We start from the raw sequence: 17,946 nt of genomic DNA, 5'->3' as shown, positions 1-17,946 counted from the left end.
AATAGCATAAGAATAATGTATTATGAATGAAAGGACGTTGTTTTGTGTCGATTGCATTTAGCAAACCAGATATTAAAAATAAAAGGAAAAAACAATCTGTAGAATTAGATCATATGAATTTTGACTTGCAAGAAAGCATTTCTCCATTTGTTCCTTTTATCCAGAAATGTGCAGTGTGTCATTCCATCTGGGATTATTACAGTGAGATGACTGAATGCCCGAAATGCAAAACTAAATTTGAAGAAAAGATTAAATAAAAAAGAGCGCTTTTTGCGCTCTGTATTTGTTAGCTGGAGCCGATGGCAGGACTCGAACCTGTAACCTGCTGATTACAAATCAGCTGCTCTACCAATTGAGCTACATCGGCAATTAAAGTGAAGCAGATATTATTTTAACAAAACTAACGGTTAAGGTCAACCTTTTTAATAAATTATTTTTAAATATTATATCCATGGCCTGCAAATTTATGAGACTTGTTCCGCGTAAATTGTTTCAATGCAGACATAGTTTCCTGTTAGGCTTCTCTAAATAGGGGACTAAGCTTGTACATAGCTAACACGAAGACGGAACAAGCCAGGGCGATTATACCCATGAATGAAAACGAGAAAATTTTAGATGAATGATCTACCAAAATGCCCATAACTATGGGACCAAACGTAATACCGAGTGAGTATATCGATTGATAAAAACCCATAGCTGTGGATTTTTTATCCGCGTCAAAGCCTCTGACAGCAATGGCCATTAAAATTGCTGTTAGTATCCCTGCGCCAAAACCGCCGATCATTTGGAGCGGAAAGAACCAGATAGGATCAGGAGCAACAGCTACTCCTGCACAATACGCTGCCAGTAATACAAAACCCAAAGCTATATTATTCTTTTCGCCAAGGTTGCTCGAAGCCTCTGTACTGACGGAATAGGCGCCTATAATATTCATTACGCTAAATAAAACATAAATAGCGCCAAGTTGAAGCCCTGTCGCCCCTAGCTCTTTTGCAGTGCTGGTCGTAAAAGAATATACTGTTCCAAACATTAGAAACCAAACAAATCCGCCCAAAAGAGAGACCGTTAATAGTTTCTTATTCTTCATTACTTTCATAAGACTGGCGGCAGTAACATTCGTTCTGCCGCCAGTCTCGGGTTTAATAAAAAAAGAAAGGATGAAGCCGGTCATGCCAAAGACAAAACTTAAAATAAACAAGGAGCGGATACCGAACTGTTCGAACACACCACCGAGTAGAAAGGCAGCTAAAATACCAATGTTTTGCAAAGAGGTGATAAGGCCAATAGCCTTCGTACCTTCCTCTTTGCTATAGTACGAAGAGTAAAGTAACGTAAATGAAATCCATGTCGACGAGGCAGCCCCCGATAGAGCGTTAGCTACAAACAGCATGATAGGTGAACCAAACAGTATTATCATGATGGAAGATGTGCCGGCTAAGAAAGCCCCTATAATTATAAAAATTTTGTGATTGCCAATAATATCCGTCATGATTCCCAAAGGAATCCTTAAAAGAAGTTGGGTAACTCCGTATGCTCCAACTATTATTCCCACAACTGTTGCCGTAATTGAAAGGGAAAGCAAGTAGGGAGTAAGAAATGGTATGTAGACATACTGGGCAAACCAAAAAAGGACAGTGATTGCGGCTAATAGACTTCTTTTGAACTTTATGCCAGACATTTTTATGCCCCCTCAAGCGAATTAATTCATTTTAAAGTATAACATATAATGAAACTGTGTTTCATTAAAAATGGAAGATTTAGCAAAACCTTTTGAAGTATCATAATTAATATTAATCTATACTGCAGGAGTAGCGTAAAGAGTTGCAGTGTTACGATAAGCTCGCCCCCTTATCGTCATGGCTAAGGACGATAGTTGCACTTGTGCAAGAGGAAGAAGATACTGTCTTTGTACGTATAAGTCCTAACTTACTGAAAATTCGACTTGTCTAGGGTCTCGGCATATTACCGAAGCACTTGCAGAATTTAACTGAAGGTTACTCTTTCTATTACTGAAATAGTATGAAAAAGAGAGCTAAATCTTAATCGCTCTCTTTTTTGATCTTAAATCTCTTGATAATTCTTTTTATCATCCCACATCTGCTGAAATTCATCGGTCCATTTCGCCGCGATACCGGAATCATGGATAATAACTAGTACCTCATCATTTTCCGTCGAAGCATTTTGAGTATAGTTATATGATCCTGTAGTCAGGACTGATTTATCAATAATAGAGACTTTCATGTGCATTAATCCCGAATGAGTATTTTCCTTAATTGGAATACCGGCTCTTTTAAGTAATGATAATTCGCTTCCTTGAGCTTTTGTTTTAGCTTCTGTGCGGTCGGTAATGATCCGCACATTAACACCGCGTTTCTTAGCTGTGATAATGGACTCCACAATATCTTTCTTAGTCAGGCTATAAATGGCGATATCAAGAGTGGATTTGGCAGAGTTAATTTGCGATTCAAGTGCCTTTTCAGGGTGCTGCTGGGCTTTGGTGAAGTAATATTCCACCTGAGGAACAGCAGAAGTTTGAGCGCTGGCCGTTGTGGATAATGATGAACAGCCGGAAAGTGAAAGGGTGACAAAGAGTAGTAAGGGGATAATGAGTTTCTTCATTGCAGCCTCCGATTTCAAATGTATCTCTAAGAGAATAGTATATAATAACTATCGGAAAGTGACTAGTAGGTTAGGCACGTGTGATCCGGATCATCTTTTATTTTTTACACCTCCTCAGTTAGATTGCATAAGACGAGATAGAGAAGGTTGATACATTGTATTCGACATGTCCAAAGGATGTTCCTAATATGTTGCCTACCAAACAAAAACCACCGTTCAATAACGAGAACGCGAATGCTGATTCAATAAAAAGCCCACTTAAAGGTGGGCTTTTTTCGTTGGAAGTTTTCAATTTTTTTGCGAAACCGATGACAGGTAAAGGGTTGATAGCCTCACCTGATTTTCGGCCTGACTTATTATAAACATAGATCTTTGCCTGGAGATGAATAGCATTACTTGTGCTTGATACCTGTGCATTCGCCTGTTGCACTGGGGAAGTTTGTTTTAGCTCCTGGGACCTCCGTTTAAATTTGTTATGTGCTTGTATTAAGGCAAGGAAGCTATTCTTTTTAAGGCTTTTACTATTGTTCCCGATTGACGTTTCATCTGTTTCATTAGTCTCTTATTTAGTCTCAATGTTGATCATCTCCTCCTTAGTGATATAAATATTCTGTGCATTTGTCAGTGATAAAATACAAATTCATTCGTGAGTGAATAGCGGAACAAATTGTTTACAAATGTAAAGGCCCCCGTGTCCCGAGGGCCAACCTTTTTAATAGCTGACAAAATTAACGTTTCGAATGGGGATGCGGACCACGGACTGAATGCCATCAATGGGGTTGCCAATATTGGAGAATAAACGAGCATTCGTTAAAAATACAACTCCGTCAATGACTCCTCCATAATTACCGACCCATTCACTGGAGTCGGTTCCCAGAACAACACGTGCTCCTATTGGAAGGGTATCAAAAAGTATTCTAGTGATAGATGGGCTTCCAAAGGGCGGTACTCCGAATGGTACGCCGGGAAAACCAAGTCCGGCCATAAATAAACCCTCCTCCTGAAATATTTGGCCTTTAAGGCCTATAAGAACTAAGAAGGAGAGATTTTGATAGTGTTTGTTCTAATTCATACTATGAAGGTCGGCTCTAAAGTGTGATATCGTGCAAAACCAAACGAAGAATTACAATGTATATATTTTGAACATAATGTTTGTTATTCCTTTCTGAAAATGAAATCCTTCGACATGGAAAATTATTCAGATGCAATAAAAAGCCTCCGCGTCCGGAGGTATAGCAAAGTCTAAAGTGTGTCTTATATAGTTTTACGTTTTGGATATAGATTTTTATGGGGGTCGATTTTAATTTTTAGGCGATTAATTAGATTGGCTTGCAACGCACCATCTTTAGTTAAGAGTTGTATTATCTCTCGGGATGAGTACCCTTTCGCTTTTAATTTCCCCCACAAAAAGAACCGTCAGGGAGCATTCCCCAGCGGTTCTTTGACGATATAGGATAGTATTTTTCCCTTCGGATTCTATCACTTATTGTTTTTTCTGTTTTGTAGCCAAGCACATTGACAGAATTTTATAATTGTACTAATATATTAGTACAATAGCACTGAGAGGATGTTTTAAATGCCCTTTAACCTCAATCCCGATAGTCGAATCCCGATTTACATTCAGCTTAAAGAAGCAATAAAACTTGCCATTGCTACTGGCAAATTTCTCCCAGGTTCACAGTTACCTACTGTTCGTCAACTTGCCGTGCAATTAAAAATAAATGCCAATACAGTTTCTAGGGTTTATTTAGAGTTGGAAAGCGAGGGGGTGCTGGCCTCAAGACAAGGTAAAGGAACTTTCGTTAAAGAACGGCCGGAAATTGATACAAATATGAAAGAAAACACTCTCAATGATCTTCTGGATGATCTAATTATCAAAGTATCTGCCCTGGGGTTTTCTTCTACTGAGCTGCTCAAAGCTCTAGAAAAAAAATTAAAGGAGTGAGGACGAATGATTGATAGTAATTTCACTAATGTAATCCCTCTGAGAATATCTTCAATTTCCATAGTCCTATTTATTATCATCTTCACATTAGGTTCAGTAATAGGATTTTTCCTCCATATACCGGTTATTATAATTGCATCTTTTCTTGTGGCTCTTCTGGTTTCGGCTTCAGTGAAAGTTTCCCGTCAATGGGAGAAAGCTATAATTTTACGCCTGGGTAAATTTCAAAGACTATCCGGACCGGGATTATTCTTTATCATCCCAATAATCGATTCTGTCTCAAGTTGGGTTGACCAGAGAATAATAACAACTTCATTTAACGCTGAACAAACATTGACTAAAGATACAGTCCCTGTTGATGTGGATGCTGTACTTTTCTGGATGGTATGGGATGCCGAAAAAGCTGCTTTGGAGGTAGAAAAATACAAAGATGCAGTAACATGGGCTGCCCAAACAGCTCTCAGGGATGTTATAGGCAGAACACAGCTTGCTGAAATGCTAGCGGGTAGGGAAAATATTGATGAAGAATTGAGAAGAATAATTGACCGTCGCACGGAACCTTGGGGAGTATCGGTACAATCGGTTGAAATTCGCGACGTGATTATTCCCAAGAGTCTCCAGGACGCTATGTCAAGGGAGGCTCAGGCTGAACGGGAACGTAAGGCCAGGGTCATTTTAGGAACGGCAGAAACGGAGATCGCTACCAAATTTGCCGAAGCCGCAAAAGCTTATGAGAATAATCCGGTGGCACTGCATCTTAGGGCTATGAATATACTCTACGAAGGGCTCAAAGAAAAGGGAGCTTTGGTTGTAGTACCCAGTACAGCAGTTGAAACCATGGGCTTGGGTACCATCACCGGACTTGCGTCGATGGCAAAATATCCGCCCGAGTAAAACAAATTGGTATGATATACCTGACATAACCCTGGATAAGCTCGAAGCGAATAGTACGTGGCTCTGGCGTACTGTCGTTGCCGCTATCATTAGTGCAGTGGTATTAATGTATTTTAAGAAGTGAGATGATAAGTCATTGAAGCGAACAAGTAATTTATAAAATCTCGACTTCTGTTATAATGAGGTGATAGGGGTGATGATTTAGTAGTGAGGAAATTAAATGATTTTTTGGCCGAAAAAGCAACGCTTGTATTCGGAACGATGTGGATGTTTTATGCTTTTTTTGTTTATGGTTTATTACCGCTAATTCCTTTTTTTGCTCCTTTTCAAAGTCAAATTTTCTATTGGTCAGGTTGGGTGCAACTCTGGGCGCTCCCACTTCTTATGGTCGGGCAGAATGTCATGGGTCGTTCGGCAGAACTTCGAGCTCAAGAAACTCACGATACAGTCATGGCCGAATTATCCATAGTCAAAGAAGAGTTAGCCATAGCTCGAGAAGAACGGGAAGAACTTAAAATGCTTTTAGCACATCTTCATGTGAAAATACCAGATGTGATTAGGCAATGTGATGTGTAAAGAGTCACCCAAACGGGCGGCTCTTTTCTTTTGTCCATTTAAATTGGAAGGAGAAAGCAAATGTATGGAATTGACTGCTCTATAAAAATATCAGCCGCAAGTGCCATAGCCCTTAAGAACGCAGGAGTAAAGGCTATCGGACGTTATATCGTAGGCAACTACGGCTTAACTCAGGACGAATTAAAGGCTAAGGTTATCTCAAGGAATATATCATTGATCAATCAAAAGCTCATGAGCACTATTTTACAATTTCCAATGAGTGGATGGTAGAATTTCCCACAGAAGATAGAGTGAAGCATTCAATTCATCCAGATGGCTTTGTGCAATTCTCAGGTGAAAATCCCCATAAAATCTTGGCCAAACCAATCGAAGTCATTGCTTGGTTCGAACTTAATGGTCGCCCTCATCCATCCCGATTTAAGCTTGACGACAAAGAAATCAAAATTGAGCAAGTTTTCTCCGTATCCCAAGAGAAGCTTGCAGGAAATCCAATGTTTGTCTTCAAATGCCAAAGCAAGATTAACGGAGAACTGCGTCCCTTCGAGATTAAGTACGAACTGAATACATGCAAGTGGATGCTGTGGAAAATGTAAAGACTTGAAATTGATTCATATTTACGGCAAAATACTCAAAACAGAATAACAAGCTATTACCGCGGTAGACGGAGGAAAATTTAGACGTTCAAGATCTTGAGCGCTAGACTAGACTCTTTTTGTTTTTTCTGAGGTTGAATGGAAGAAGGAAGGTATTTGTATAATGAAAGATAGAGAATAGAGCTGCTAGTTGAGCTCGCCCTAGCCCCAATATTAGGCATAATATTAGCAGTATCTCAACCATCCTTACAATTCTTATGCACTAACACATGAAAAAGAGAGCTTAATCGCTCTCTTATTTGTTGGGTGCCTTTATCAAAGTTTAAGTTTTGCTCTGGCCAACTTCAAATACTGCCCGGCCTTTACTGTAATATATATATCGCCTTGGAAATTGTCGTTTGAAACAATACTATTCATGTCGTGAGAGCTGTCAGTCTGCAAAAAGAGTAGGATCTAAAACCCTACTCTAAAATAACATATGTAACTTTAAAAACGAATGTTCCACTTTTTTTCCCAACCTAATCATAAAGTCGCTCAGTCTCTTGGTATAAATACTGGCAGGGGATGAAGGAGTTGAACCCTCACTGACGGTTTTGGAGTCTGGTATTTCTCGTTTTGTATCTTGTCATAAATGCGTGAAACCATTGGTATATCTAGGTTTGTCCGTTTTCATTTACTTTAACTTTTCGCGTTTTATGGCTACTTTTTGTACTCGTAGTAGCCAAATAGTAGCCAATTTTTCGACCCCAAAAAGCACATTCGATCACTGAATGTGCTCTTTTTTATGCCTGTTTCGATGTATCTTTCTTGTTGCTAAATAGGTTTTGTAGTTTATCTGCCGCTTCAGTGTCTGGCTTTCTTAAAAAGTGACTATATACGCTCGTTGTTGTGGTCGCTTTTGTGTGACCAAGTCTTTTAGCGACTGTTTGTACATCTACGCCATGACCAATCAATAGAGAGGCGTTTGTGTGCCTTAGACCATGAAATTTAACGTCTGGTAGGTCATGCTTTCGGCGGAAATCTTTAAACCATATTGTTGGAGTAGAGGGAAAAATGGGCTTACCATTCCATTGAGTGAACAAGCGGTCGTGATCCTGCCACTGGTCGCCACACTTTAACCGTTCTTCATTTTGCCAGGCTTTATATTCTTTCAGCAAATCCATAACTAACGGCGGCATAGTAATAATTCTTTGGCTGCTATCATTTTTAGGGGATTTAGTAAAAGTTCCTTTGCCGGGCAAATATTGTGATGCTCTACATATCCGTAAAAGGTTATTCTCAAAATCAACGTCTGACCATTCTAGGCCTGCGACTTCACCTAAGCGGCTGCCAGAGTAAACGGCTAAATAAATCATAGTCTTATATTTGAGCGGTTCCTCCTCGAGAAGAGTTAACATGTGTTCAGTCATTTCCTCATCAAAGTGTGACGCTTCTGTTTTCTCAACCTTTGGCGGCTTGACTCGAGCGGCAGGATTATTAAGAATACACTGCCACTGTACTGCATTGGTTAGAATAGAGCTAATAAGTCGATGATGATGCTTTATGCTTTGGCCAGAGAGATGACCAACTTCTTCTTTGATAAATAGTGTATCCATCTTAACGTTAAGTGTCTTACATAATTTTTCTGCCGTTTTAGCAGTTATAGAGGATCCTGAGCGTATTCTTCTTATAGTTTCGGTTCCTACCTTTGCAGATCGGCTAAGGTCCACAATCCTTAATCCTCGTTGTTTCATCAACTCGTTAAATTCAGGTTTAACCGAGTATTTAATGTCCAGTCTAATGCCGTCTTCCTCTAGGTTATTATAAAACTGTAAGAGATGATTAGGCTGCAGCTTTTGAAGCTTAATATGACCTATGGCAGGGAGAATACGAGAATCAAGCATATCTTTGTATCTGAGAAACGTCTTTGGCTGCAGTTGCTTTTCAGCATAATCCTTTATCCAACGTTCGGTAAATTCAGCAAAGGTCAATTTACCTCCGTCTAGATAAGTTCCGTCCTCGACTTCTTTCTCAAAGAGTACCGCCTGTTTTTGGACTTCCTTATCTATTTGTTTTGCAGTTAGGCTTGATTCCAATGTAATAGTTTTAGTCTTAACTATTTTTTTACCGGTCCCATCATATCCGCAGGAAACTGTTATCTGGTATGAGTTTTCACCTCGTTTTTTGATGGATGCCATATGCTTATTCCTCCGTGATTTCAGTTATTGGTTCCGAATCAATTATCGAATAAATATAAAATGAGATAAATTCATTGAAGAATCTGTTACAAGCTCTAATTTGAGTTTGATCTGCTTGAATATTACCAAAATCGGAAGTAAGAAGTGAGGTGTCCTTTAATTTGTTGAGAAACTTAATGTATTCGTCCATGTCCGAATCGTATTCGTTTTCCTTTAGAATTTCACCAGTTAAGGCTACCATGTTTAAAAGTTTGTCGAGAGAATCTAGTGCAAGCTTACGGAATCTAATGTTTCCAGTAATGATATCACTTACTATTGTTGAATATTTTTCGTCGACGGAAACCATTAGTTCGTTAATTTCACGGATTAATGGATTTGACTCATAGTCTTTGCATCTTCTATTTAAATCATCGAAGAATTCTGGTGCTAACTTTCTCCGAAAATCATATTCCTGGCCATAATTTTTAAAATCACTTCTCCCCAATAGGTAGTCAGTAGATACGCCAAAGAAATCAGCAAATTTAACTAGAACTTCTCCGTCTGGCATACGTTCATCTTTTTCATAGTTCCCCACTGATCCGCGGCTTATATTCAGTTTTTCTGCTAGTTCTGCTTGAGTTAATAGTTTTTCCTCTCGGAGTTCTTTTAACCTTTTATTTAGCATGACAAAAACCTCACATACCTTCATTTTTATTCATTATATATCATGTTGAACAAAAGTACAAATATGTGTCTTTAAATTCTTTTAAGATTAAATATGTTGACAAGCATACAAATGTGGTGTAAATTTTACACATGAATAAATATGTGTGGAGGAGATACGATGAAAATATTAAAAGTTAAATCTGATAAACTCTGCGAGCTTCGTATAAAACAGGGAGATACATTCTCATCTTTATCAAAAAAAGCAGGAGTTCATTATTTAGTCATTTCAAGGCTTGAGAGTGGCGTCAATACCACAAGACCAGCTAATGCAGTTCGTATAGCTAATGCCTTGGGAGTTCCTTTTGAAGAGCTTTTTGAAATCGTTGATAAAAAGGCGGTGTAATTTGTGGCTAGGATTCGTACAATCAAGCAAGCAGTTCAGTCTATCAAAGAGCAAGATCCCGAAAGTTGTATCAGCGAATGGTGGGTAAGACAGCTGGTTAAGTCGGGAAAACTTAAGTGTCATATGGCTGGAAATAGATACTTAATCGACATGGACCTTCTGGAGGACTATCTTAAAAATCCACCGGCTGAAGAAACGGGAAGAAAACCACTTGGGATTCTCCGTAAAATTGAAGTTTAGTGAGCATAGTAATTTAACTAGTGAATGTTACCTTTACAGTATTGCTCACTAGCTTTAGTTAATCATGCCTTTGAAAGGATGTGTAAATGTGCGCAACAGGGAAAAACAACGTGAATTACGTAGGAAAGAACGTCGGGAATTTGGACTTGATTCAAAAAATGCTTTCGGCGTCAATGATCCTACACCTAAGCAAGCTATAAGTAAAATACTAAAGGACCGCTCAGACAAGTGAGAGGTCCCTTAGTATTAAAAGGAATTTGAATGGTCGGTGAAGGGTTATGGCCAAGGGATGGATCAGTGTACATCGTCAAATACAAAATCATTGGCTATGGGAAGATAAACCATTTAGCAAAGGTCAAGCATGGATTGATTTATTACTAATGGCCAATCATGAAGATTCAAAGTTTTTATTGGGAAATCAAATTATTGAGGCTAAGAGAGGTGATGTAATAACCAGTGAGGTAAAACTCGCTAAACATTGGGGATGGTCAAGAACTAAGGTTAGAACTTTTCTAGAACTTCTAGAGGCAGACTCAATGATCGTCAAAAAATCAGACAGCAAAAAAACAGCCTTAACCGTAGTAAACTATGGGCTTTGGCAGGATATGCAAACAGCAAAAGAACAGCAAAAAGACAGCATTAGAACAACGTTAGTACATCAAAAAAACACAATCAATAATGTAAATAACTATAATAACTCAAATAATAATATATCTTCTTATCGGCCAAACAAGTTTGCCGACGATTCAACTGAGCTTTCAATAGCAAATGAGCTTTTTAGTTTAATCCTCGAAAACAACTCGAAGGCAAAAAAACCTAACCTTCAAAGCTGGGCTATAGATATTGATAAAATGATTCGCCTGGACAAGCGGAGCCCAGAAGAAATAAGGGCTCTTATTAATTGGAGTCAAAGAGATCCGTTTTGGCAACAGAACATTTTATCAGCTAGAAAGCTGAGAGAAAAATTTGATCAACTTACTTTGAAAATGAATTCTAACTACTGCGAAAAGGGGGAGCGGAATAATGACAAATCCGGTTTTAATGGGAGAGATCCTCAGCCAAAGAGAAAGCCCTGGGAACTCATTAGTGACGAGGACAAGGTATTCTTTAGCCGGGGCTTCGAGGATTAAGTTAACGACTGAGGAAATGAACGAAATTCCCGCATACCTGACTCCAAGTGAGATTAAGCGGTATGGTTTCCTAGTTGAATCTGAACCGTCCAAGCCCATTAGGTGTCAATTTTGCAACAAGGAACTGCTTTATTTGGGGATGAGATCATTACTAACAAAAACAATTCTGAAATGGAAAAAAGAACCCGAACGATGTAATTGTAAAGAGTCGGTTAAGTATTGGAAAGAGGTTGACCAAGCTAAGGAAAAGGCTGAATTAGATATGCAAGAACAAAAAGAGCAGGCCAAACTTATGGCCAGTGCAACAAGGCTTTTTGATCAAAGTAAAATGGGAAAACGATTCCGTAGTCGAACCTTCGAAAGCTTCGAAGTCAATAGTTATAATTCAAAAGCCTTCGAGTCGGTTAAAAGGTACTCCGATGGATTCGGAAAATTTGCAGATCAGGGGCTTGGCTTTATGTTGAGCGGCCCATATGGAACTGGGAAGACTCACCTAGCTGCAGCTTTAGCGATTGATTTAATTAGCAAAGGGATTCCAGTGGTGTTTGGTACCTTGCTAAGCTTGCTGGGAAAAATCAAACGAACGTATGTTGAGGATCGAGGTCAAGACCACGAACTAGACATACTCGAAACATACAGCACAGTTGATTTACTTATAATTGATGACCTAGGCAAGGAACGCGCTTCAGACTGGGTATTAGAAAAACTCTTCAGCATCGTAAATACACGATATGAAAATAATTTGCCAATTGTTGTAACGACCAATTTCAATCTTGAAACATTGATTGATAAGCTCGCTGTGAATAAGAATAGCGACATTGCCGAGAGCATCGTAAGTAGATTGCATGAAATGTGCAAGGGAATTTATTTGAACGCGCCGGACTATAGGAAGGTGAAATAAATGAGTTGCGGCTTTTGTTCCGGAAAGGGTTATAAACTTTATAAAGTCACGGAAGGTTCGGGCTATATCGTCGACAAGATAACTTATTGCCCGTATTGTAAAGCAGGAGAAAAATGGAAATACAATGGTAGGACGCTAAACAACCATAGATCGTATTCTTATATCGAGTCAGCTCAAGTTTATATAAAGGCCGGAGCTGTGCCAATGTAAAAAACTCGTCTGATAGCAACAGACGAGTTTTTTCTCCCGAGCATTTTTCAAATTATTTATATCTTAATGCTTTTGGGGGTGTATGGCAAGTGACCAATGAAGAGTTAGCCTCAAAAATAAAAAGCGGTGAAACAGAGTTGTTGATTACGCTTTGGGAACAGGTTCAGAAGTTAGTAATCAAAATCATTTTTCAACGATATTTACCAAGGGATGGAAGTACAAACAAGGTTGAGCTTGATGATTTACTTCAAGCGGGATTTATTGGAATGATGAATGCAGTTCGCGACTTTAACCCATCATCGGGCTTTCAATTTAACACTTATCTGGATAAGCACCTTGCGAATACAGTAAGAGAGGCCCTGGGCATACGTACTAGTAAACGGGATCCATTGCTTGACGCTTTATCAATGGACAAGCCATTAGATAAAAATGAAGATAGCAATCCTACCCTTGCCGATACCATGCAAGATAAAAAATCTAGGTATGTCTATGACGATTTGATTGAGAAATTATCAGATCAGGAAGACTGTAGGGTTATCCTGGAGCAATCAAAACAATTAAGGCCAATGGAACAAGAGATTTTTTACGAGAGATTCCTTGCAGGCTTAACTTTGAGAGCAATTGGAGAGAAACATGGATTCACTCGGGAAAGAGCTCATCAGATAGTTAATAAATCATTGCGGAATATCCGAAAATCCAAGGCCATTCAATTGATTGCAAAAGAATATCTGATTGATCGGAAGACAAATTTCTATGCTCGAAAAGGTCTTAAGGGATTTAAAACCTCATTCTCTTCAGTGGTTGAGGATTCAGTTTTACGTAGGGAGATCATTAGGATTCGATTTGGCGAATTAGTCTATAAGTCAGTATTTGAAGAATAACCAAATAAGGAGGATTAAAAATTGAACAAAATTAATTTAACTATCGAGCAATACGGGAAAATTTCAAAACTTATTGAGGATCCTATGATTGACTCTGTGCATTTTAATAATGCTAATCCTTTCAAAGAGCTTGTTATTAAAGTTATTGGCCAAAATGAGGCTATTCGTATTCTCAAGGAGATCAAAACTATTTTGCCGGACTTAGAGGCGACAGTTCGTTTTTGGAAATTAGGGAATGAACATTACCCAATGTATTGTTATAGTGCTCTAGACTTTCAGCTTGATTTAACTTTGGCTGTTATGCCGAAGGATATTGGAGGTAATGATGAATTAAGCAAATGATATGAGTTTATTCAGCTTAAGGACTCATCATAAGGAGGTTGGAAAGTGAGTGAGGATCAAGTGGATTATAATGAAATTTTAGGCATAGAACATAAATTAACTGGTATGTGCAGCATGAAATCTATGCGGGACAAGATTAGGGAGAGGGAGCCGACTTACTTTTGGCGTTAATACATTCGCAAAAAGTTATTGGTTGTAACGGCAAACGAGTCCCAGAAGAAAGGCTTAAAAACGTAATAAGCGAGCTTTCGAAAATGCCCGATATCAAACCAATGAAAGATTTCATAAGAGCAAATAGGCTTAGGAAAAGGCTAAAGGATCGAGTCATAGCTGAAGGGTATAAAATTCGAGAGATTGATGAACTTACCTGGATGATTGAACGTTAAGGCTACGGAAAGAAAGCGAGGAGATGATTTTTAGTGATTACAATTGATGCCGAAAACTAAGAGAGCCTGTTGTTCATCAAAGGCTAGGAAACTCAAGTATCAAGGAACATTTAATCTGAGGCAGCTAAGATGTTCGATCAATGGCTCAATTACGAAAGCCAATGATTTTAGAAGCACTAAGAAAGCTGGGTAGTAGGAAAGGATGTAAATATTATGGCAAAAAAAATTGACAATCTATTAAGTATTCCCGAGTATGTAAACGCAAAAAATGAACTTTCACAATTAGAGGCGGAAACATCTAAAATCAAGTCAATGATCACTGATAATACAAAATTTATTATTGAAGCATCAGGCCGCTTGGAAGCGGAATTAGAAGAAGCAAGAAAAAACTTGATTTCTTCAAGAGCTCAACTTGTATCAGAAGAAATGCGTGGAAATAGTACTGTTGAAACATCTCAAAAAGTAAGGATTGCAACTGATGAAGTGGAGCGAATTGAATCCACCTTACAGGCTATTAGTCATTGTGGTGGGGTGACGATTATCAAAATAAAAGATAAGATTCGTAAACTTAAATTGCATAAATTCGAAGCGGAATGCAAGAGAACTGCATATCGAGGTATTGTACCACACAGGGACTTGATTCGAGAAGATGAAAAAGCCATAAAATTGAGTGAGATTGAAAAAGAGATAAATCAATTGAGTGATGAGATTAGTTCAAATGAAAACATCTTGAACAAATTGAAGAGCAATAAGGAAAGGTTCGGGGCGCTTTTATCTGCAGACGCTGCCACTCAAGAAGAAGCCAGGAGATGCCTGCAAATTGCTGTAAACACCGTTAATACATTGGATAGGCTTCGAAGTGAAGTCATAGAGAAAAGGAGAATCAAAAAGAAAGAGATAGACCAGATTAAGGCTGAGAGGGATGCACTTGAACTAGCCATTGTCGATATGGACTCTGATTATACTTTTAATATTCTCTGGTCTTCAGATGTCTTTCATGTGCTATGGCCAGAACTATTTTCAAATGCTCACCCACACGATATGGGAAATATTAGAAATCTTGCAAAGATAAAATTTCGAAATGTCGTACGTAAAGGCTTAGCCTAATGAGTGACGGGATCGATTGGCAGGTAAAACCGGTCGGTCCCTTGTTAGGTTCTATAAGAAAACCTTAAGTCATCGTGTCATAATGCTATGCACGTATAAGGGCATATTATTCTTGGGGTAGGGGGGCATCAAATCTCTAGAGCTTTTCAAAGCTGGACCGTGGCCCCCTCAACTTCATAAAAAAATCCGTTTTTGAAAGTTTTAGAAAAGGGGTGGTGGCTCTGGGTGGGAGAAATGGGATATTTCGAACTAAATAAAAATGGTGATTTTGTTTTAACCGATAATGGGAAAAGTGTTAAAGAAGAATTAGTTATGTTTGGCAATATCAAATAATAAAAGTGTAAGAAGATGTATGGAAAACTGAAAGGAGTTGATTAGAAAATGGCACGTGTGATCGATGCGGTAATCCGATTACGGGATCAGTTTTCAGCAACATTGAGAAATGTGAACGGCAATCTATCGCAATTTCAAAGACAAGCTAGTTATGCCGGTCGTAGCATGGTATCAGTTGGCAAGGATATGGAGAAGGTCGGGAAAAATATATCCACGAAGGTATCCTTGCCCATTATTGGATTAGGGATTGCCGCCTCAGAGGCAGCCACGAAATTCAAACATGAGATGGCCGACATCCGTAAGGAAGTTGAAGCAAGAGGGCTTCCTGAATCTCAGGTTAACGCCCTCATGAAAGATATGTCTGATAAATCTCTGAAGTGGTCAGAGGACTTTGGACAATCCACCGAATCAATCAATGAAGGTCTCCTCGTGCTTGTTAAAGATGGCTATCAAGCGGATGAAGCTATGAGCATCATGAACACATCCCTATTAACAGCGCGCGGAGCGAATGAGCAACTTTCCACGGTCGTTGATCAGCTTGGCTCTTCACTCGAAGCTTACGGCATGAAAACGAATAATTCAGCCCAAACAACTAAAAACATGGCACATATGGCCGACACATTCGCATATATAGCCAACCACACGAAAGCGAGCATAACCTCATTAGGTGAAGCCTTCAGTGTAGCCGGATCCACAGCAAATGCAATGCATCAACCGATGGCGCAAACAGCTGCAGCGATCGGAATCTTGGAATCTAACGGGGTCGACGCGAATACTGCGGCAACCGCATTAAAAGCCGGTCTAGTAAATCTTACAAAGCCGACCATAAAAATGCAGAAGGCATTAAATCAAATGGGCTTCAGCGCCTTTGATAGTAAAGGCCATATGAAAGACCTGTCGACAATTCTGAACGAGGTGGAGAAGAAAACAGAGGGTTGGACCGATCAGCAAAAGCAAGCTGCCATCGCAACCATATTCGGCAAAGATTCTTTATCATCCTGGAATATTCTACTTCATAAAGGTGGAGGGTTTCTGGCCGACCTAGCTAATAGCGCAAATGGAGCCACAGGCGAGGTTCAGAGGTTATCTGACGCTATGAAAAATACTGAAGAGAATAAGTTTAAGGAGTTAACTCAGTCTGTTCATGCCCTTGGCATTGCATTTGGCAAAGATATTCTTCCATCAATTATACCAATCGTTAATAAAATAACGGATCTAGTTAAAAGCTTTGCAAATTTGGATGATGGCACGAAGCAAGCAATTATTAAGTTTGCCATGATCGCCGCGGCTGTCGGTCCTCCAATTTTAATACTCGGTAAATTGACTCACGGGATAGGAGAGACTATTCAGTCTTTTACTAGGCTAACACATTCAATTTCCGATGCAGGAGGGATTCTAAAATATCTCGCAACACCGGGAGGAATGGTTATTGTTGTAATAACAGCGGTCGCTCTTGCTGCGTTTCTGCTTATCAAATATTGGGGTCCGATAAGTACGTTCTTTAAGAAACTGTGGGCAGATATTCAGGCGGCGTTCACCGGCATAAAAGCTGTCGTTGTTGGGGCATGGACGGCAGTCGTTAACGCAACACTAAGTGCTTGGAATGGCATAGTAAACGGTGTAAAGACATTTATAAATTGGATTGCAAATGCTGTTTTAGGGCTTGCTAAGGCGATTGTTAATCATTTTAAACAGCAGATTAACGACCTTAGATCTATATTCAATAGCTATGTTGCGATTTTTAAGAGCTATTGGGATATCATTAAAAACGTCTTTCTCGGAGCGGTTTTGCTTATTATAGACCTTGTGACGGGGAATTTTGGCAAACTAAAGGAAGATGCGGGTAAAATCTTTAAAAATATTAGCGCGGACCTCTCGAATATCTGGGAAAATATCAAAAGCATCTTTGCTCATGCCCTAGATGCTGTCGGAGCCACATTTGCCCAGGCTTGGGCGGGCATAAAGACACTCGCCATAAACACCTGGAATGGGGTCGTTGCTTGGTTTGAGACCCTACCGGGACGTTTCCTAAATGCAGCCAGCAACATTGGAACTTCTATTATTAGCGGAATTACCACGGCACTAACCTGGATAGAGAACCTTCCGGCCAAGATGCTCGAATATGGAAAGGACATGATTCAGGGATTAATCAATGGTATCAAAGGGGCTATTGGGGGAATTGGTGATGCAGTAAATAGTGTTGCAGATAAAATCAGAAGTTATCTCCACTTTTCGGTTCCGGATGTTGGCCCGTTGACCGATTATGAAACCTGGATGCCCGACTTCATGAAGGGGATGAGCCAGGGTATCAAGGTTAACGCCCATCTTGTGACAGACAAAGTAAAAGACGTGGCACTCGGCATTAAATCCAATATGCAGCAAGGAACGTTAAGCGGATCAGGGACAACGGGCAGTCCCCTGGGAAATGCAGTCATTAATAACTACTTCACCTTGAACGGAGTAGTTAGAGATGATTCTGATATTGATAAGATCGCCGACGCCCTCGTTCTAAAAATAAATGCCGCGGCCATTAATATGGCATAAATACAAAAGAGGGTATCCAT

Annotated in this window: 23 protein-coding genes and 1 tRNA gene; 17 read left to right on the top strand and 7 right to left on the bottom strand. The window is 39.4% G+C overall.

Features of this window, described 5'->3' with window-relative positions; genetic code table 11:
* Window positions 1–44: 44 nt before the first annotated feature.
* Window positions 45–257 (top strand): hypothetical protein, encoded by a 213-nt coding sequence (locus DESACI_RS14535; protein WP_014827953.1) that lies wholly within the window; start codon window positions 45–47, stop codon window positions 255–257.
* Between the two features lie 34 nt (window positions 258–291).
* On the opposite strand, the gene DESACI_RS14530 is transcribed toward DESACI_RS14535, so the two are convergent.
* From DESACI_RS14530 to DESACI_RS14515, 5 genes are all read right to left on the bottom strand, one after another.
* Window positions 292–367 (bottom strand) — tRNA-Thr (locus DESACI_RS14530).
* A gap of 147 nt (window positions 368–514) precedes the next feature.
* Window positions 515–1,678 (bottom strand): MFS transporter, encoded by a 1,164-nt coding sequence (locus DESACI_RS14525; RefSeq protein WP_014827952.1) that lies wholly within the window; start codon window positions 1,676–1,678, stop codon window positions 515–517.
* A gap of 383 nt (window positions 1,679–2,061) precedes the next feature.
* On the bottom strand, window positions 2,062–2,619 hold the full coding sequence (locus DESACI_RS14520; protein WP_014827951.1) for a phospholipase D family nuclease: 558 nt from the start codon (window positions 2,617–2,619) through the stop codon (window positions 2,062–2,064).
* Window positions 2,620–2,737: 118 nt separating this feature from the next.
* Window positions 2,738–3,049: a hypothetical protein gene (locus tag DESACI_RS24280; protein WP_148271313.1), complete on the bottom strand. Its 312-nt coding sequence runs from the start codon at window positions 3,047–3,049 to the stop codon at window positions 2,738–2,740.
* A gap of 282 nt (window positions 3,050–3,331) precedes the next feature.
* Window positions 3,332–3,604 carry a hypothetical protein gene (locus tag DESACI_RS14515; protein WP_014827950.1) on the bottom strand — a complete coding sequence of 91 codons (273 nt, stop codon included), beginning with the start codon at window positions 3,602–3,604 and terminating at the stop codon, window positions 3,332–3,334.
* 591 nt (window positions 3,605–4,195) lie between these two features.
* Here DESACI_RS14515 and DESACI_RS14510 point away from each other — a divergent pair.
* From DESACI_RS14510 to DESACI_RS14490, 5 genes are all read left to right on the top strand, one after another.
* Window positions 4,196–4,564, top strand: coding sequence for a GntR family transcriptional regulator (locus DESACI_RS14510; protein WP_014827949.1), 369 nt, complete (start codon window positions 4,196–4,198; stop codon window positions 4,562–4,564).
* Between the two features lie 6 nt (window positions 4,565–4,570).
* On the top strand, window positions 4,571–5,458 hold the full coding sequence (locus tag DESACI_RS14505) for an SPFH domain-containing protein (RefSeq protein ID WP_014827948.1): 888 nt from the start codon (window positions 4,571–4,573) through the stop codon (window positions 5,456–5,458).
* Between the two features lie 207 nt (window positions 5,459–5,665).
* On the top strand, window positions 5,666–6,034 hold the full coding sequence (locus DESACI_RS14500) for a hypothetical protein (protein ID WP_014827947.1): 369 nt from the start codon (window positions 5,666–5,668) through the stop codon (window positions 6,032–6,034).
* Between the two features lie 60 nt (window positions 6,035–6,094).
* Window positions 6,095–6,304, top strand: coding sequence for a hypothetical protein (locus tag DESACI_RS14495; protein ID WP_014827946.1), 210 nt, complete (start codon window positions 6,095–6,097; stop codon window positions 6,302–6,304).
* 20 nt (window positions 6,305–6,324) lie between these two features.
* Window positions 6,325–6,627: a hypothetical protein gene (locus DESACI_RS14490; protein ID WP_242833062.1), complete on the top strand. Its 303-nt coding sequence runs from the start codon at window positions 6,325–6,327 to the stop codon at window positions 6,625–6,627.
* 782 nt (window positions 6,628–7,409) lie between these two features.
* Here the strand turns inward: DESACI_RS14490 and DESACI_RS14485 are convergent.
* Together DESACI_RS14485 and DESACI_RS23140 are read right to left on the bottom strand one after the other, a co-directional pair.
* Entirely contained in the window at window positions 7,410–8,804 is a 1,395-nt protein-coding gene (locus tag DESACI_RS14485; protein ID WP_014827944.1) for a tyrosine-type recombinase/integrase, read from the bottom strand.
* 4 nt (window positions 8,805–8,808) lie between these two features.
* On the bottom strand, window positions 8,809–9,468 hold the full coding sequence (locus DESACI_RS23140) for a helix-turn-helix domain-containing protein (protein ID WP_014827943.1): 660 nt from the start codon (window positions 9,466–9,468) through the stop codon (window positions 8,809–8,811).
* A gap of 159 nt (window positions 9,469–9,627) precedes the next feature.
* Here DESACI_RS23140 and DESACI_RS14475 point away from each other — a divergent pair, with 159 nt between their 5' ends.
* The 11 genes from DESACI_RS14475 (at window position 9,628) to DESACI_RS23135 (ending at window position 17,926) form a co-directional block, all read left to right on the top strand.
* Window positions 9,628–9,852, top strand: a complete 225-nt coding sequence (locus DESACI_RS14475) for a helix-turn-helix domain-containing protein (protein WP_014827942.1) — start codon at window positions 9,628–9,630, stop codon at window positions 9,850–9,852.
* A 3-nt stretch (window positions 9,853–9,855) separates the two neighbouring features.
* Complete coding sequence (locus DESACI_RS14470; protein ID WP_014827941.1) at window positions 9,856–10,092, top strand: hypothetical protein; 237 nt, start codon at window positions 9,856–9,858, stop codon at window positions 10,090–10,092.
* Window positions 10,093–10,180: 88 nt separating this feature from the next.
* Window positions 10,181–10,324 carry a hypothetical protein gene (locus DESACI_RS24585; RefSeq protein WP_158310186.1) on the top strand — a complete coding sequence of 48 codons (144 nt, stop codon included), beginning with the start codon at window positions 10,181–10,183 and terminating at the stop codon, window positions 10,322–10,324.
* Between the two features lie 46 nt (window positions 10,325–10,370).
* Window positions 10,371–11,222 carry a hypothetical protein gene (locus DESACI_RS14465; protein ID WP_014827940.1) on the top strand — a complete coding sequence of 284 codons (852 nt, stop codon included), beginning with the start codon at window positions 10,371–10,373 and terminating at the stop codon, window positions 11,220–11,222.
* Window positions 11,116–12,123, top strand: a complete 1,008-nt coding sequence (locus DESACI_RS14460) for an ATP-binding protein (RefSeq protein WP_242833061.1) — start codon at window positions 11,116–11,118, stop codon at window positions 12,121–12,123. The genes DESACI_RS14465 and DESACI_RS14460 overlap by 107 nt, the downstream gene beginning before the upstream one ends.
* Window positions 12,124–12,422: 299 nt before the next feature.
* Window positions 12,423–13,214, top strand: a complete 792-nt coding sequence (locus DESACI_RS14450; protein WP_014827938.1) for a sigma-70 family RNA polymerase sigma factor — start codon at window positions 12,423–12,425, stop codon at window positions 13,212–13,214.
* A gap of 21 nt (window positions 13,215–13,235) precedes the next feature.
* Window positions 13,236–13,556: a hypothetical protein gene (locus tag DESACI_RS14445; RefSeq protein ID WP_014827937.1), complete on the top strand. Its 321-nt coding sequence runs from the start codon at window positions 13,236–13,238 to the stop codon at window positions 13,554–13,556.
* A 45-nt stretch (window positions 13,557–13,601) separates the two neighbouring features.
* Window positions 13,602–13,727: a hypothetical protein gene (locus DESACI_RS25555; RefSeq protein WP_014827936.1), complete on the top strand. Its 126-nt coding sequence runs from the start codon at window positions 13,602–13,604 to the stop codon at window positions 13,725–13,727.
* Window positions 13,718–13,942 (top strand): hypothetical protein, encoded by a 225-nt coding sequence (locus DESACI_RS24985; protein WP_014827935.1) that lies wholly within the window; start codon window positions 13,718–13,720, stop codon window positions 13,940–13,942. The genes DESACI_RS25555 and DESACI_RS24985 overlap by 10 nt, the downstream gene beginning before the upstream one ends.
* Before the next feature lie 213 nt (window positions 13,943–14,155).
* On the top strand, window positions 14,156–15,049 hold the full coding sequence (locus DESACI_RS14435) for a hypothetical protein (RefSeq protein WP_014827934.1): 894 nt from the start codon (window positions 14,156–14,158) through the stop codon (window positions 15,047–15,049).
* Between the two features lie 381 nt (window positions 15,050–15,430).
* Window positions 15,431–17,926 carry a phage tail tape measure protein gene (locus DESACI_RS23135; RefSeq protein WP_014827932.1) on the top strand — a complete coding sequence of 832 codons (2,496 nt, stop codon included), beginning with the start codon at window positions 15,431–15,433 and terminating at the stop codon, window positions 17,924–17,926.
* The last annotated feature ends 20 nt before the right edge of the window (window positions 17,927–17,946 follow it).

Origin of the sequence: Desulfosporosinus acidiphilus SJ4 (assembly GCF_000255115.2) — a bacterium.
GTDB lineage: Bacteria > Bacillota > Desulfitobacteriia > Desulfitobacteriales > Desulfitobacteriaceae > Desulfosporosinus > Desulfosporosinus acidiphilus.
Note: the sequence above shows the minus strand (reverse complement) of the source record. Positions and strands in the feature narration are given on the sequence as shown.

What these genes read in the sequence shown, in the direction of transcription:
- DESACI_RS14525 (WP_014827952.1), bottom strand. Translation starts at nt 1,678, where the DNA reads ATGTCTGGCATAAAGTTCAAAAGAAGTCTATTAGCCGCAATCACTGTC.
- DESACI_RS14520 (WP_014827951.1), bottom strand. Translation starts at nt 2,619, where the DNA reads ATGAAGAAACTCATTATCCCCTTACTACTCTTTGTCACCCTTTCACTT.
- DESACI_RS14515 (WP_014827950.1), bottom strand. Translation starts at nt 3,604, where the DNA reads ATGGCCGGACTTGGTTTTCCCGGCGTACCATTCGGAGTACCGCCCTTT.
- DESACI_RS14510 (WP_014827949.1), top strand. Translation starts at nt 4,196, where the DNA reads ATGCCCTTTAACCTCAATCCCGATAGTCGAATCCCGATTTACATTCAG.
- DESACI_RS14505 (WP_014827948.1), top strand. Translation starts at nt 4,571, where the DNA reads ATGATTGATAGTAATTTCACTAATGTAATCCCTCTGAGAATATCTTCA.
- DESACI_RS14495 (WP_014827946.1), top strand. Translation starts at nt 6,095, where the DNA reads ATGTATGGAATTGACTGCTCTATAAAAATATCAGCCGCAAGTGCCATA.
- DESACI_RS14485 (WP_014827944.1), bottom strand. Translation starts at nt 8,804, where the DNA reads ATGGCATCCATCAAAAAACGAGGTGAAAACTCATACCAGATAACAGTT.
- DESACI_RS23140 (WP_014827943.1), bottom strand. Translation starts at nt 9,468, where the DNA reads ATGCTAAATAAAAGGTTAAAAGAACTCCGAGAGGAAAAACTATTAACT.
- DESACI_RS14475 (WP_014827942.1), top strand. Translation starts at nt 9,628, where the DNA reads ATGAAAATATTAAAAGTTAAATCTGATAAACTCTGCGAGCTTCGTATA.
- DESACI_RS14465 (WP_014827940.1), top strand. Translation starts at nt 10,371, where the DNA reads ATGGCCAAGGGATGGATCAGTGTACATCGTCAAATACAAAATCATTGG.
- DESACI_RS14460 (WP_242833061.1), top strand. Translation starts at nt 11,116, where the DNA reads ATGACAAATCCGGTTTTAATGGGAGAGATCCTCAGCCAAAGAGAAAGC.
- DESACI_RS14435 (WP_014827934.1), top strand. Translation starts at nt 14,156, where the DNA reads ATGGCAAAAAAAATTGACAATCTATTAAGTATTCCCGAGTATGTAAAC.
- DESACI_RS23135 (WP_014827932.1), top strand. Translation starts at nt 15,431, where the DNA reads ATGGCACGTGTGATCGATGCGGTAATCCGATTACGGGATCAGTTTTCA.